The following is a 14,692-nucleotide window of genomic DNA, read 5'->3' as shown; positions in this document are numbered from 1 at the left end:
AACCAAGAGCGAGGACACCACCATGCTTACCCAGATCAAAGGACTGCATCACGTCACTTCGATGGCTGCCGATGCTCAGGAAAACAATGACTTTTTCACCAAGACGCTGGGCCTGCGCCGGGTCAAGAAGACCGTCAATTTCGACGCGCCGGACGTCTATCACCTCTATTATGGCGACGAGGTCGGTTCCGCCGGCACGGTCATGACCTATTTCCCCTTCCCGCATATCGCCAAAGGCAATCGCGGCGCCGGTGAGGTCTCCGAGACCGTGTTTTCGGTGCCGAAGGAAACGCTTGGCTACTGGAAAGAGCGTTTTGCCGGCAAGGGCGTGCTCGGACTGCAAGAGGACGAGGCTTTCGGTGAGAAGCGCCTGCGCTTCCTCGGCCCGGATGGCGACGGATTTGCCCTGACTGAAGTCGATGGCGACAAGCGTCAGCCCTTCGCTGGCGGAACGGTGCCGACCGACGAGGGTGTCCACGGATTTCACGGGGTGACCATGCGGCTGCGTGACGGCGGCGCGACAGGCGAACTCCTGAAATACATGGGCTACGAGGAAGCCGATCGGCGGGGGGCGCTGACCCGTTACGCCATCAAGGGCGGCAATGGCGCCGATTTCGTGGATATCGAGGTGTTGCCCGGCGCGCCGGCGGCGCGCCAGGGTGCCGGCTCGGTGCATCACGTCGCCTTCGCGGTCGAGGACAGGGCGGCCCAGGCCGAGGTGCGCAAGGCACTGATGGACACGGGCTATCACGTCACCCCGGTTATCGACCGCGACTACTTCTGGGCCATCTATTTCCGCACGCCCGGAGGTGTCCTGTTCGAGGTGGCGACCCACGAACCCGGATTCAATCGCGACGAGGACACCGCGCATCTCGGCGAGGCGCTGAAGTTGCCGCTTCAGCACGCCAACCTGCGCGACCGGATCGAAGAGATCCTCCCGCCCATCGTCGACTGACATCGGAAATCCCGCCGCCGGCTGCGGCCGGCGGCCTTTGAAACAGGAGGACATCATGTCTCGCGACGCTTACCCCCATTTCGCCAAGCAGCCCGATGTCGGGGCTCCGCTTGTTTTCGCATTCCACGGAACCGGCGGCGACGAACATCAGTTCACCGGTCTGATAGGGCAGATTCTGCCCGGAGCCGGCATCGTCTCGCCGCAAGGCGACGTGTCCGAGCATGGGGCAAACCGCTTTTTCCGCCGCAAGGCGGAAGGTGTCTACGACATGGCGGACCTTGCGACCCGTACCAGGAAGATGACGGATTTCATCCGTGCCCACCGGGAAGCGCATGAAAGCGCAAAGGTCTTCGGACTCGGCTACTCCAACGGCGCGAACATTCTCGCTTCGGTGATCTTCGATGCACCAGAGCTTTTCGACCGGGTGGTGCTGATGCACCCGTTGATCCCCTGGTCGCCGCGACCCAATCTGGGTCTTCGATCGCTTGAGGTTCTGATCACCGCCGGCAGGCGCGATCCGATCTGCCCGCTGCCCTTGACCGAGGCGTTGGCCGGCTATCTCGAAGGCCAGGGCGCAAAGGTCGATTTAAAATTGCACGATGGCGGGCATGAGGTCAGGCAGCAGGAGATCGATGCCGTCGCCACCTTCCTGACCCGCGGCCCATAAGGCGCGACCGGTTTCCTCAATACCCCACCGGTCGCTGCCACCCCAAGTTTGACCGATAATCGAGAACGCGAGTATCCACTTCGATTGCGGGCCAGAGATTTGAGGCGGGGCAGGTGAGAGGCTCGATGCGGCAAGACAGGTCTGGATCCCGCCTGCCGCCCGGAGACGACGCCAAATTTTCCCTTCCCGGATATCGACGCTTCAGGTCACTGATCTTAAGCAATGCCATTCCCTCGATGCGCCGACGAGGTCGCCTTCATGCAGATAAACCCGACAGACAGGATGCCGAAATGAGCAGCCATCAGCCAAGCGGCATCCATCACGTCACCCTGATCACCCGCAATGTGCAGGCGAATGTCGATTTCTACGCCGGTTTCCTTGGCTTGCGGGTGGTCAAGCGCACAGGCGGTTATGAGGATGCCGAACAGCTCCATCTTTTCTATGGTGATAGGCTTGGATCTCCAGGTTCACTCGTCACCTTCCTTGTCTGGGAAGACGGCGCGCCGGGGCGCGTGGGCAATGGCCAGGTTCTTGAAATAGCCTTCGCGGTTCCTCCGGCCAGCCTTGGCGAATGGATGACGCGCGCCTTGAAATATGGCGTCGCGGTTGACGGGCCGACGCACGAATTCGGCGAGGCTGTCCTGAGACTGAAGGACCCGGATGGCATCATCGTGAAACTGGTCGCTTCCGATCTTTCTGCGACGCAGCCATGGGGCAAAGCCGAGATCGCCCTGCGGCGGCTGCGGGCCGTGACGATCCTGTCGGAAGTTCCGGAAAAGACCGCCGCTTTCATCGAGAGGTTCGGCTATCGGCGTGGTCCCAGCGGGGGCAATATCATGCGTCTTCTGTCCGATACCGATGCCGTTGACATCCGCGACGGCTCTGGCTATGTCCCTGGCATTCCCGGCACCGGTACGGCCGACCATGTTGCATTCCGTGCCTCGGACACCGCGGCCATTGATGCATTGCGGGAGCAACTGTCGCGGCTCAATTCGTCGCCGACCAATGTCCACGACCGGCGCTATTTCACGTCGCTCTATGTGCGCGATCCCGCGGGCACTTTGCTGGAAGTGGCAACGGACGGGCCGGGCTTCACCGTCGACGAAACGGCGGAGCAACTGGGGACGACCTTGATGCTGCCTCCGGTAGAGAAGGACCGCGCCGATGATCTTCGGATCATGTTGCCGCAGTTCGCCCTGCCCGGAGAGGCGCGTTTGCCACGGCGCGACCTGCCATTCGTGCATCGCTTTCACACACCCGAGAATCCGGACGGCAGCACGATCATCCTGCTGCATGGCAGCGGCGGGACGGAAGCGGATCTGATGCCCCTAGCGCATCGGGTGGCGCCGCGCGCGACATTGCTCGGCGTGCGCGGACGCAGCCACGAAGAGGGAAGCGCGCGTTGGTTCCGCCGGATGACGGCCACCACCTTCGACCAAGCCGACATCCAAGCCGAGGCCGAAGCCTTCGCGGCCTTCGTGGAAGGCGCCGTCACAGGTTATGGGCTCGAATCCGGGCGCATAACCTTTCTCGGATTTTCCAATGGCGCGAATTTCGCGGCTGCGGTTATTGGCCTGCAACCGGGTGTCATCCGTCGGGCGATCCTGTTGCGATCAATGCCGGTGCTGGAGACCTTGCCCACGGCCGACCGGGGCAACATTGACGTTCTGATAGTGTCCGGCTCGCACGATCCGTTGGGTGACGGCTCCCGGCTGGCGAATTGGCTCGCAGCATCCGGCGCGATGCTGGAGGTGCACACTATCGATGCAGGGCATGAGCTTGTCCCGGAGGATACGTTGATCGCACAGGAATGGTTTGGCGGGAACAACGGAGAAGATTCTGGCTGACATCGAAATCAGCAAGGAACACACCGGCGAGCGGCATGGGCGCTATGTTGCCCGCATAGAGGGGATCGACGGAGAAGCCGAAATCACCTTCACGAAGAGGAGCGCCGATCACACGGGTGCGCCAGAAACGATGAGGGGAACTGGCGCTGCCGCGGCTTTGGTTTCCTCCATGATTGAACCATCCCGGATGTGTGGCGCGCTCGTAGTGAGGAATGTTGTGCCTTTTGGCTCCGTGCTGATATGCGAAGAATGGCGACTGAAGGCAATATTCCGCCCGGGGGGTTGTCGCCTGAACTGGCGAGAGTAACGACAGACTTCATCAGAGGGCCGCACACACGCAAATCGGACAGATCTTGGAATCACCAACGTGCCGCCTCGGTGGCATCGGGGCGCTTGGAAAACAGTGCTGCGGTTTGGCCGTGGCTGGCTGATAGAATCTTGTATCGTGGCCGGACCGTCATCTGATTCCAAATAGTCCGGATCGTAGGAGCGGAAGATGACTCCAGCGCAATTTCAGACACTTCCCAAAGCTGAGATACACATCCATCTCGAAGGATCGATCGAGATCGCAACCTGTCGCGGTTAAGATCAGTTAACCATCCAAGGGCGAGCCGGCGCCTGGGCAGTAAGAACCTCAACTGAGTTGTCACCGACGTGGATGACATGTTCGAATCCTGCCCCCTCCCCGCTCTTGCCGGTGAGGAAGCACTCGATTGCAAACACCATGCCTGGCGAAATGATCTCCTCAGCATAAGAAGTGATAAATGGCGTATCGCAATCGAGGCCCATCGAATGGCCAAAGAACGGTATCATGGCGGAGACATTCGAATCTCCACCACCCCGCTTGGCAACCGCTTTCGTGCCGGCCGCGTGAAGTTCGGACAGACGACGGCCAGGCTCGACCTCGGCGATAATGCTTTCGACAATGTTGATCGAGTCCTCGATCACGGCGAGCTGGGAAGAACCGGGTTTCGCTCCAACCACTGTCGAGCGAGTCAAATCGCAATAGTATCCATGGGCGACCGGCCCCCAGAGATCGAAGTGAATCATGTCACCTTCCTCTATTCGGCGGCGGCTATCCCAAGTCGGCAGCGCCTGCCTATGTCGGTAACGGTGGACATAGGCGCCGCTCGACACGGCAACGTCGTAGGCAAATCCACCTGAGGCCGCGAGCCAGCGCAGCCCCTCGCCCACAATTTCACCTTCTGTCACTCCGGGGTGCGACGCCTCCATCATCACCTGCATCCACTCGCAGCCGATCCGCGAGGCTTCGCGGAGAAGATCGATGGTCCTAGCTCGCTACCGATGCAGACCGCGGCGCTATGGAGTAGCCCTGTCTGGCCTGCAAGGCCCACCCGCTTTTCCCTGAGGCCAAGTTCCGCAGCAACCCTTGCAGTGTCTCGATCAACGAAAGTAGACAGACGGATGTCGCGCACACCACTTCGGCGCGGTCGATGTCATAGGAATCAGTGATCAAAACCGGCTCGTGATCCGGAGCCAGAACCAGAGCCGCGTGCCCTCGGGCGCGGTGGGCATGGCTGTCTGGAATCTGACTCACGGCTGATATGTGGTTCGTCAGGTAGAGCAGATCCTGGCTGCCGTCGGAATTCGTCGAGCCTCTTCCCCAGACAATCAGCCCGGCAAAGCCGTCGCGAAGCGCAACCTCAAGCGCGCGCGCCTTTCAGCGAATTCCTCATCTCGCGGGCGAGACAGCCATGTCGGTCGCGCAACAATTTGCGTCATCTCTTCCAGAACTCCGATTTACTGTAGCTCCGCCGTCACCATGGCTAGAGACGGGCGCCGGCTGTTGTGCGTTGCCGAACTCGCCTGGTTTGCTTTTTCGCCTCGGGTCAGCGGGATTGCATGATTAAGGCCAGAACTACGCAACTGCCGACGACGACCAATTCGATGGTTGCTACGGCTGCGACTGTCGGATCGATCGAGTCCGTCATGTGCCGGTAGAGCAGGACCGGTAGTGTGTAGAAGGACGGCGACTTCAGGAAGAGCGCCAGAACCAGCTCGTCGAAGGATGCAAGAAAGGCCAGGAAAGTACCGCTGAGGATGGCGGGGCGAATGATTGGAAAGGTGATTTGAAGGAACGTCGCCAACGGGCCGGCCCCGAGGCTGGCAGATGCCTTCTCCAGGCTGCGGTCAAAGGTCTCGAGCGCCGCAGTAACGGGGATCACAACGAAGGGGATCGCCAGCACAGTATGGGCAACCACAAAGCCGAGCATGGTGCCGGTGATGTTCCATCGCAGAAAGACGAGGTAGAGACCCAGACCGAAAACGATGATCGGCACCACCTGCGGGGCAAGTACCATCGCCCGCAGGACAGAAGTGACGAATGATCGACTGCGCGTAATGCCGAAAGCCGCAAAGACGCCGAGCAGCGCCGACACCAAGGCTACCAGAACCGCAATGCAGCAGCTATTCAGGAATGCCGTATACCAAATCGGATCAGCTAGGTTTTCGTACCGCGCCAGGGTCCAGACTCGCGGTGGAAAACGGAAGCTGTCTTCGCCGCTAAAACTGATCGGCACGATGATAGCCAAAGGCAGCAATAGCCAGACCGCCATCAGAGCCACTGCAGCGTGGAGTATGCGGTGGGAAAGGGAAATTCCGCAGTTGCTTTTTGATCCAATCATTTTGGAGCCTCATATGCCCGACCCCGGCGTTGAAACGCATTCGCCATGGCGACGAAGGCAAGCGTCGTGACAAGCAAGACCAGGGCCATGGTGCCCGCACGCCCAAAGGCGGCGTGACTTTGAAACTGTGAATACATGAGCTGCGACATCAAAGCCTGCTGGGGGGAACCCAACACCGCAGGGGTGATGTAGAATCCGAGCGCCAGCACGAAGACAAGGAGTGAACCGGCGAAAATCCCAGGGGCAGCAAGCGGAATGTAAACTTGCCAGAAAGCACGCAGCGGCGTTGCACCAAGACTTTGTGCAGCAAGGACAAGGCGCCGGTCGATGCCACGCAGCACCGCAAAAAGCGGTAGGGCCATAAAGGGAAAGAGAATGTGCGTCATTCCCATCAAAACGCCGGTCGTCGTGCCAAGAAACCGAATTCGCTCAAAGCCAAGCCATTCGAGCAGGTCGTTGAGAGGCCCTTGCATCTGCAGAAGCACGACCCACGCAAAATTCCGCAACAGGATGCCAAAGAACATCGAGATGAGCAGCACACCCATCATCACTGTTCGCCAGCGCCGATCGACGGTGGTCATTAGATAGGCATAGGGGAAGGCGACGACGCAGGTGATCGCCGTGCAAAGCAGTGCGACCACGAAAGTCCGCAACAGAATGGTTCGGTTCGCCTCGTTGCCAAGAAACCATACGAGGTTGTCGAATCCACTGATCTCCGGCGGGTTGAAGGAGGTAAAAGTCCTCACAAGGATCAATGTCGTCGGGTATACAAAGAAAACGACAAGGAAGAGCAACGCCGGCACCGATACGAGCCACCAGCGATCCTTGGTAGCCAGCAACCGGCGGCTTGCACGGTCGGTTGCTGTCACGACCGAGATACCGGAGGGAGGATTACCGCTCTCGGTCATTGTCCACTCCTTACTGTGCGAACAGCGCGGTCAAGCGATCGTTGACGGCCTGATCATTGCCCTGCCACCATTTGTTGTCTTGTACCAGAAGCTGCTTGCCGTAAGTGTCGGGGAAGAAGGCTTTGGCTTGGTCATCCAGCTTCGGGGCATCACCAACCGTGCCCATGCCATACGGGAAGCGTTCCGTCAGTGCGGATTGGGTGCTGTGCAGCGCTACATACTGCAGGAATGCCGTCGCGGCCTCGACATTCTTTGCTCCAGTCGGGATGGCCAGGTTGTCGTAAAGAGTGACGGTCCCATTGAAAACGACTTTGATGTCGGGATTGGTCTTCGTGGCGTTGAAAGCCCGACCATTGGGCAGGATAGCCATGTCGTATTCGCCGTTCGCAAGGCCATCTTGGAGCGTAGCGAAAGTGGACTTCAACGCTATGGAAGTCTTGACGGACTCGATCTTCTTGACAGCTCGATCAAGATCGATCGGATAGATATTCGACATCTCAACACCGTCGGCCAGGAGAGCTGGCTCGATCAGGCCGACATTGCCGGCGCCACCTGGAGCCGCGCGCACCCCTGGAAACGTCTTGACGTCAAAGAAATCCGCCACGCTGGTCGGTGCGACTTTAAATTTGGCGGAGTTGTATGCGAGCACAAATGAGAACTTGACCACAGGAACGCCGCACTTGTTATGGTCTAGCGCCGGATCCAACTGGGAGCGATCAATCTTCACCATCTGAAAGGTCGATCCGCAGCCTCCGTCGACCGTGCTGGACTCGATCTCCACGACATCGACGCCGACGTTGTTCGCCTCCTGCTGGGTCTTCAGTGCGGCGATGTTCGGCGAGTCCGTCTGGTCGATTGTGACGCCTGTCGCCGCAGCGAATGGCTTAAGCCAAGCCTCGTCCTGATTCTTTTGCAGGTCGCCGCCAAACCCAGCGAACGAAAAGGACTTCCCGTGCAGGTCGGGCAATGATTGCGCCATGGCGCAAGTGCTCATGACGGCGCCGCCGATGGCGGCCAGATATCCCATAGTCATTTTTCTGGTAATTTTGTATGCCATTTGAGTTCACCCTTCTTTTGTCTTCTTCATCTATCTGAAGAATCGTTTCTTCAAATAGGCAACTAATTGCCTTTCATTTCACTTCGCTTAAATTTTTCTTGACGACTTTGTCTTATTTAGAACATCTGCTCATGGACATAAGTGTCTGATTGCAGGGGTTGCTCAGTTGCGCCCGGTTCTTTCGCAGCCACCACCATCGTGGCTGAGACTGGAAAGCCTATGGTGATTTCGGGACTAGCCGGGATGTCGTCGTCAGGTTGGCAGACGACCGTAGCGCTACCGCCGGATGCAAGGTCGGCAACTACTTTCCTGAGCGAGCCGAGATAGACGATGTCGCGAATCCTGGCATCAACCGTATTCCAGTCGGGGCGGTGGTTTTGCCGGACCCACTTGGGCCGAGAAGGGTAAGAAATTCCCTTGGTCTAATGTCAAGGTCGAGCGCAGCTATTGCTGGAAGTGCACCGTACGATTTCGATACACCTACGAATTGAACGCCGGCGGCGGTATGCATCGAACTGCGAGCCATCGGCATTTCTTCTCCCTGACTTTGCGAAACGAGATGACTAAACCGACCAATTTCGCCTTGCAGAAACGTTTCTTCAATTCCCCTCTTTTGTCAAGGGCTTTTTGTGACACCGGTGGCGTACGGGATAGGTGGGCCTAAAGCTGAGGAGATCGGAGGGTTGTTGCGATCCACCATCGCCCGGTGTCCCTACGGTGCTCGTGATGTCTTCAAGACCGCCTATGGACGAAGGTTGTCGTGAGATCCAATTGTGGAATTCGTGTCGATCGCTGCGGCGCGCCAACTATGCCACGACCCCAAGCGATGCAGGTCATTGCAAATCGGGACTATCCAATGCGTATCGGCGCTGACTCTCGGATCATGATTTCCATTGGCAGGAACGTCGCCTGTAGCTCAGATTTGCCTCTGATCAGGTCGATAAGCGCGTGCGCGGTCATGTCGGCAAGTTGGCGCGGGTGCTGACGGACGGCGGTGATCGAAGGAGAAGCTTGTTCCAATTCCGGAGTATCCACCACCGACAAAAGCCGCACGTCTTTTGGGACTTGTATCCCGCGGGCCTTCAATGCCGCCAGGAGGCGAAGCGCAAGTCGGTCGTGTTGCGCAATTATGGCTGTGGCGCCCCTTTCCAGTGCCAGCCCGAGCGCCGCTTCGACATTGTGGCTGTCAATGTTCTCACAATGATAGGCTTCAACTGAAGAGCCCTTGCTACAAGCCCATTGCTTTGCTCCGTCCAGCGCGTCAACGACGTAGCTCTTCTTCGGACCGATCGTCACGAAGGCAACAGCCGTTCCTGGCGCGACCGTCTGCTCGAGCAAACGCGAAACCCCGTCCGCGTTGTCATCGTCCAACCACGACCTGTTGTCACGACGCAGGTCACGCCCGATCGTAACGTACCGAATCCTTTTTTTTTCGAAAAAGGTCAGGACTGAATCGCCTTCAAGCGGATCGATAACGATGGCGCCGTCGAGCGGGATCTTCAGTCGAGCGAGCATGTCAACGTTGTGCGGCAGCAGAACAGGCGCCAACCCTTCTGACAAAACCGTCTGACTTATGCGGGTCACGATTGTAGCCCAATATCCTACATCAGTAAGCATCGCCTCGCCTGCAGGTGCGATGCAAAGGCCCACCAGGCCAAGCCCACGCTCGCGCAACCCCAGTGCGATCGCGCTTGGTCGATAACTCAACTTCTCCGCCGCAGCCTGCACCTTTTTGCGGGTCTCTTCTGGCAGCCGCCCCTTTCCGGAAAGCGCATCCGACACAGTGGTTACCGAAACGCCCGCGGCGGCGGCCACGTCTCTGATCGTTGTTCTTTTAATTCCAGACATGGCCGTTGAGGTAACAGGCTCTTGACATCCTGTCGAGCCTGAGCTTTCTTTGAAGAAACGTTTCTGCATCGTTCGAACCGATACAGGGGACACCACACTTGTTGGGCCGTTGGCACCGCAACCGGCTCCAATTGGCGGAAGCCAAAGAGTGATTTCGTCCCATTCAGCCAGAGTAAAGGGAGAGGAAGACTTGCGCTTGGAAATTGGCCCCTGGTCATCGATCAAGGCCATCACGGCCGCCCTTAGCTCAGGACAGGTGAAGACAGCAGACATGGCGCAATCGGCCATCGAACGCGCTTTCAAAGCGCAGGCGGCCTTAAACTGTTTTGCGGAAATCGGCGCTGACGGCATCCTGCTGGCTGCTCATGAAATCGACCGGCGGCGAGAACTTGGTGAATCGTTAGGGGCTTTGGCTGGAGTGCCGGCGGCAATAAAGGATTGCACGCCCGTCGCAGGGCTCGGTAATCGTTTCGGATCGTTCGCACTTGCCGACAATGTGGCCGACGAAGACGCTGAGATCGTAAAACGATTTCGGCAGGCCGACGCGCTGATTCCGGGGAAGACGACGCTATCGGAGTTTGCCGCCACTAGCTTCTGCGACAGTCCGCTATACGGCATTACACGAAACGCTTGGAATCCAGACCGAACTCCCGGAGGATCCTCCGGTGGGTCGGCTGTCGCAGTGGCAACGGGGTGTGTGGCGATCGCTCAAGGCACGGACATGGGCGGCTCGGTTCGCATTCCCGCATCCTTTCCTGGAGTAGTCGGCATCAAGCCGGCGGCCGGACGCCTCCCATTGGATGATCAACCCTCCTTTATCGATGACATCCAGCACCAGGGCCTATTAACTCGAACGGTAGACGATCTTGCGAGAGCCCTCCCGACGTTGTGCGGTGACACATGGGCAGATCCCAGGACGCTCATGACGCCGCTGCCCGATCTCCCGTCGGAGTTGGATCTGCGGGAGCTAAGGATCGCAGTCACGGATGACCTTGGTTTCTTCATCATCGAGCCCGAGGTGCGAGACAGACTTGAACAAGCTGCAAGCTTTCTTGGAAGAGTGGGGGCGAATGTCTCGCGTCCTCGACTAGCCTGGGATCGTTCCATAGCAGACGGTTGGGTGAGGCACTGGCGCGTCTATCTCGCCACGTTCTTCGGTGACGCCCTCGACAGCATCGGGACGTTGGCGGATGCCCGGCTTGCCGCGACAGTCGCCAAGGGTCGCTCCTATGGCGCTGTGTCCATCAAGAAGCTTGATCTGTTGCGCAAGCGTCAATGGGACGTCCTAGCTAACCTGTTCAGCGAGTATGACGTCCTTTTAAGCCCTACGATGACCCGCCCCGCAGTGGGTGTCGACGAGGACGACGCCAGTTACCACACCCTGACAGCAAATGGCCGAAAGCGCGGGCTCGACATGACCTCCGTCTTCAACTGGGTGCCATGGTGTCCGGCCCTCAGCGTTCCAGCGGGGCTTTCAAGCGACGCGCTTCCGATCGGCCTTCACATAACAACCCATCCGCATCGCGAGGATGTCGCTCTGCGCGTCGCCCGTGCCATTGAACGTGCCTACCCGCATACCTGGCCCCCCGAATTGGCAACCTTGGTGTGGCTGACCTGAACGCGAACTGTGCAGAGACCCAGCACGATCTCTTCAAAGGCATCCAATGACCCCCCTAGCTGGACTGCGAGTACTTCAATTCGGCAAGGCTTTGGCACCGCAGATGGTCGGATTGGCGCTGGCCGATCTTGGAGCCGACGTGGTCTGCTGCGGCACTCCCGCCGACCATCCATTTTCCGCCGCGCTTGAGCGGGGCAAGCGGGTGGTCGATTTCGACGCTGACCATGATACGTTGCATGAACTGGCGCGCCAGGCAGATGTGGTAATTGCGCCCGGCACCGCGCCCTGTGGCCTTGCGCGCACATTACAGTCAACCGCCATTGTACTGTCCCTCCCAGCCTTTCCTACGCAGGATCCACGATTTGCAGGCAAAGCAGCGGACGAAGGCACGGTGCTCGCTGCGGCCGGGATACTGGCCGAACGCGGTCCGAGTAACCGCCTGCGGGGTCTGGGACCCGCAATTGTGCAGATGCCCATCGCCTCGGCATACGCGGCTGCCTTCGGGACGCTGGGCATTCTGGCTAGCGTTTTCGGGCGGCAGGTTTCGGGGCGCGGCGACGCAGTCGAGGTTTCGCTTTTCGGCGCCCTCATGGAAGGATTCTCCTACAATCACGTGAAAATTGATGGTCTTCCATCTCGCTATGCAGACCCGCGCGGCGCGGTTGCCGACGCCACCCTACCTTTGCCGGAGTCGCAGATCCAGGCATTGATTGATCCCATGTATCGCGCATTCCTCTGCGCCGACGACGTTTGGTTCTATATAGCGACACCTCCTCATCGCGGAATGATCGAACGCGAGTTGCGGCTCTTCGGGCTTTGGGACGATCTGCTGGCTGCTGGCTTGCCGAACGATGACTCTTATGTGTCCACTCGCGATTGGACAGATAGCGTGGAAGGTTCGATCTTTGCCTACCCGCAACTTGCGCCGCGGTGGCGCAACCGTATCCGAGCCGGCATTGCGGACGCTGTGCGCGCACGTCCGGTGGCATATTGGGAGGAGCAGTTTGTAGCGCATGGCCTATGCGGCAGTCGCGTGCAGTCCAGTGCCGCATGGCTGGCCTCACACCAAGCTCGCGCTACGGGCCTTGCCATTAGTCTGAACGATCCTTTGGCTGGGTTGATGGCCTGCCCCGGCCCCTTTGCCTGGGCAGGCAGTGGCATGGCTCCAAGACCGCGCGAGATTGTAGGCAGCGCCGGCCTGTCATGGCGCGCAGAAGCATGGCGTGTGCCCGCACCTGCTCCGGGTGGGCTGAAACCATCATTATCTGGAGTGACAGTCTTGGACCTGTGCAACGTAATCGCTGGACCGACGGTTGCTGGATGTCTCACCCGCTTCGGGGCAGAAGTCATAAAGATTGACCCAACCCGCGTTGATTTCGATCCGTTCATCACAGTGGTGCTGTCGCTGCAGTCGGCACGCGGCAAGGCTAGCATGCTTCTGGATCTTGCAAGCAGCGAAGGGCAGCATGCTTTCGCCGATATGGTTACGTCTGCCGAGCTTGTCACTTTCAACGGTCCTCAGAGGCAAATCGACGCCTTGGGCCTAGGAATCGACCGTCTGACCCGGCTGAACCCGTCAATAGTTCTCGCACAGGTCAGCGCCTTCGGCGGCCCGATCGCAGCCCCGGAGGCAGAGCGAAAAGGGGTGGACGAAGTGTTGCAGGCCGCTACCGGCGTTATGCAACGACTCCAGCCCAAGGACGCCCCACCCGAGGAATACGCGCACTACGGCACGATCGATGTCGCGACCGGTGTCTGGGGAGCTGCGGCGGCCGTGGCGGGGTTGATCGGTGCAATGGCAACAGGTACCGGCGGGCAGGTGGGCACCTCATTGGCAGCTGGCGCTGCCGCCGTGCAGATGCCATTTTTGTGGACCAGCGCGACAGAGGGAGCCGCACCGGACCTAGAGAGTTCCAATCCTGCCGCATCAACCCCTGCTGGACATATCGAAGGAGACACCTACGTCGCCCCAAGTGGCAAACGCGAGCCTTTGGCACGCTACGCCAATCTGCGCACACGACTTGCCCTGGCGGGAACGGAGGGGCCGACCGACGTAGGTTTTGTTCGCCATATGGATCACCCGGCGGGCTTGCCGATCGAACTGGTTACGCAGTGCGCCATCTCCTTCAAGGAAGCGCCTCTCGTCACGCCCGGCCATCCGAGCAAGTACGGTGCTGATACTCGCGCCGCCCTGGCACGGTTCGGGATGAACGAAGACCAGATTTCGAGCCTGCTCGCCTCCGGCGCCGCCGCCGAAAGCTGGCCGAGCCACAACCAATTCTTGCCTGATTGAAAGGAACACCATGGCCGTCGATATCTCCGTACCCCTGCAGGGCAAGATCGCACTCATCACCGGGTCAACCAGCGGCATGGGGTTGGAGACAGCGCGCGTGCTTGCGCGAAACGGCGCTTCGATTGCGCTACACGGTTTGGGCGACCCCGCCGACATTGCAACGATTCTTGACGAGATCGGCGACTTGGGCGTGGCTGCGCGGCACTTTGGACATGATCTTTCGGCCCACGAGCAAGGCGCCAACCTTGTACCCGAAGTGATCGCGGCCATGGGGCGCGTCGATATCCTCATTAACAACGCCGGCATTCAGTATGTTGCTGACATTCAAGACTTTCCTGACGCCGAATGGCATCGGTTAATTGCTGTAAATCTGACGGCGGCATTTACCGCGATTCGCGCGGCATGGCCGGGAATGCGCGATCGCCGGTGGGGGCGGATCATCAATACTGCATCGACGCTCGCAATGATCGCAGAACCGCGCAAGGCGGCCTACGTGTCGGCCAAGCATGGCGTACTCGGGCTAACCCGCGAAATCGCGTTGGAAGGAGCGGAGCTGGGCATAACTTGCAATGCGATCTGTCCAGGTTGGGTGCTCACGCCGCTGGTGCGCCGACAAGTCGAGGCGAAGGCTGCAGCCCTCGGGTTGAGTTTTGACGACACTGTGCGCGAGCATTTCGTTCGTGACCTTCCGACGAAACGTTTTGTGGAGACTGAAGAGATTGCAGCTGCGATGTTGTTCTTATGCAGCGAGGCCGCGCGGTCAATCACCGGCGTGGCGCTGCCGGTCGACGGCGCAAGCATTGTAGTTTGAAATGGTCGACAACATCACGCTTCAATCCGGCACAATCTAATAC

Annotated in this window: 11 protein-coding genes; 6 read left to right on the top strand and 5 right to left on the bottom strand. The window is 59.2% G+C overall.

Features of this window, described 5'->3' with window-relative positions; translation table 11 throughout:
• The first annotated feature begins 22 nt into the window (after positions 1 to 22).
• The 3 genes from FJ957_RS21550 to FJ957_RS21540 all read left to right on the top strand — a co-directional run bounded on the left by FJ957_RS21550 (position 23) and on the right by FJ957_RS21540 (position 3,469).
• Entirely contained in the window at positions 23 to 955 is a 933-nt protein-coding gene (locus tag FJ957_RS21550) for a ring-cleaving dioxygenase (RefSeq protein WP_140779786.1), read from the top strand.
• Between the two features lie 55 nt (positions 956 to 1,010).
• Positions 1,011 to 1,622, top strand: coding sequence for an alpha/beta hydrolase (locus FJ957_RS21545; protein ID WP_140834863.1), 612 nt, complete (start codon positions 1,011 to 1,013; stop codon positions 1,620 to 1,622).
• A 290-nt stretch (positions 1,623 to 1,912) separates the two neighbouring features.
• Positions 1,913 to 3,469 (top strand): VOC family protein, encoded by a 1,557-nt coding sequence (locus tag FJ957_RS21540; RefSeq protein WP_140834862.1) that lies wholly within the window; start codon positions 1,913 to 1,915, stop codon positions 3,467 to 3,469.
• A 588-nt stretch (positions 3,470 to 4,057) separates the two neighbouring features.
• Here FJ957_RS21540 and FJ957_RS21535 read toward each other — a convergent pair.
• From FJ957_RS21535 to FJ957_RS21510, 5 genes are all read right to left on the bottom strand, one after another.
• Complete coding sequence (locus FJ957_RS21535) at positions 4,058 to 4,756, bottom strand: M24 family metallopeptidase (protein WP_281407690.1); 699 nt, start codon at positions 4,754 to 4,756, stop codon at positions 4,058 to 4,060.
• A 563-nt stretch (positions 4,757 to 5,319) separates the two neighbouring features.
• Positions 5,320 to 6,045, bottom strand: coding sequence for an ABC transporter permease (locus FJ957_RS21530; RefSeq protein WP_181180657.1), 726 nt, complete (start codon positions 6,043 to 6,045; stop codon positions 5,320 to 5,322).
• 65 nt (positions 6,046 to 6,110) lie between these two features.
• A complete protein-coding gene (locus FJ957_RS21525) occupies positions 6,111 to 7,022 on the bottom strand; it encodes an ABC transporter permease (protein ID WP_140834859.1) in 912 nt (303 codons plus the stop codon).
• A gap of 10 nt (positions 7,023 to 7,032) precedes the next feature.
• Positions 7,033 to 8,079 (bottom strand): extracellular solute-binding protein, encoded by a 1,047-nt coding sequence (locus FJ957_RS21520; RefSeq protein ID WP_140834858.1) that lies wholly within the window; start codon positions 8,077 to 8,079, stop codon positions 7,033 to 7,035.
• A gap of 849 nt (positions 8,080 to 8,928) precedes the next feature.
• Positions 8,929 to 10,158, bottom strand: a complete 1,230-nt coding sequence (locus FJ957_RS21510) for a LacI family DNA-binding transcriptional regulator (RefSeq protein ID WP_181180656.1) — start codon at positions 10,156 to 10,158, stop codon at positions 8,929 to 8,931.
• On the opposite strand from FJ957_RS21510, the gene FJ957_RS21505 reads away from it, so the two are divergent.
• The 3 genes from FJ957_RS21505 to FJ957_RS21495 are packed head-to-tail and all read left to right on the top strand — an operon-like array spanning position 10,124 to position 14,649.
• A complete protein-coding gene (locus tag FJ957_RS21505) occupies positions 10,124 to 11,545 on the top strand; it encodes an amidase (protein WP_181180655.1) in 1,422 nt (473 codons plus the stop codon). The genes FJ957_RS21510 and FJ957_RS21505 overlap by 35 nt on opposite strands.
• A gap of 46 nt (positions 11,546 to 11,591) precedes the next feature.
• A complete protein-coding gene (locus tag FJ957_RS21500; RefSeq protein ID WP_140834855.1) occupies positions 11,592 to 13,838 on the top strand; it encodes a CoA transferase in 2,247 nt (748 codons plus the stop codon).
• A gap of 10 nt (positions 13,839 to 13,848) precedes the next feature.
• The gene (locus tag FJ957_RS21495; protein ID WP_140834854.1) at positions 13,849 to 14,649 is read left to right on the top strand and encodes a 3-hydroxybutyrate dehydrogenase; all 801 of its coding nucleotides are present in this window, start codon (positions 13,849 to 13,851) and stop codon (positions 14,647 to 14,649) included.
• Positions 14,650 to 14,692 lie beyond the last annotated feature (43 nt).

The sequence above is a fragment of the Mesorhizobium sp. B2-4-6 genome (assembly GCF_006442775.1).
Taxonomy (GTDB): domain Bacteria; phylum Pseudomonadota; class Alphaproteobacteria; order Rhizobiales; family Rhizobiaceae; genus Mesorhizobium.
Note: the sequence above shows the minus strand (reverse complement) of the source record. Positions and strands in the feature narration are given on the sequence as shown.

Excerpts from the sequence above, each read along its gene's own strand:
- FJ957_RS21550 (WP_140779786.1), top strand. The coding sequence starts at position 23 with ATGCTTACCCAGATCAAAGGACTGCATCACGTCACTTCGATGGCTGCC.
- FJ957_RS21545 (WP_140834863.1), top strand. The coding sequence starts at position 1,011 with ATGTCTCGCGACGCTTACCCCCATTTCGCCAAGCAGCCCGATGTCGGG.
- FJ957_RS21540 (WP_140834862.1), top strand. The coding sequence starts at position 1,913 with ATGAGCAGCCATCAGCCAAGCGGCATCCATCACGTCACCCTGATCACC.
- FJ957_RS21530 (WP_181180657.1), bottom strand. The coding sequence starts at position 6,045 with ATGGCGGTCTGGCTATTGCTGCCTTTGGCTATCATCGTGCCGATCAGT.
- FJ957_RS21525 (WP_140834859.1), bottom strand. The coding sequence starts at position 7,022 with ATGACCGAGAGCGGTAATCCTCCCTCCGGTATCTCGGTCGTGACAGCA.
- FJ957_RS21520 (WP_140834858.1), bottom strand. The coding sequence starts at position 8,079 with ATGGCATACAAAATTACCAGAAAAATGACTATGGGATATCTGGCCGCC.
- FJ957_RS21510 (WP_181180656.1), bottom strand. The coding sequence starts at position 10,158 with ATGGCCTTGATCGATGACCAGGGGCCAATTTCCAAGCGCAAGTCTTCC.
- FJ957_RS21500 (WP_140834855.1), top strand. The coding sequence starts at position 11,592 with ATGACCCCCCTAGCTGGACTGCGAGTACTTCAATTCGGCAAGGCTTTG.
- FJ957_RS21495 (WP_140834854.1), top strand. The coding sequence starts at position 13,849 with ATGGCCGTCGATATCTCCGTACCCCTGCAGGGCAAGATCGCACTCATC.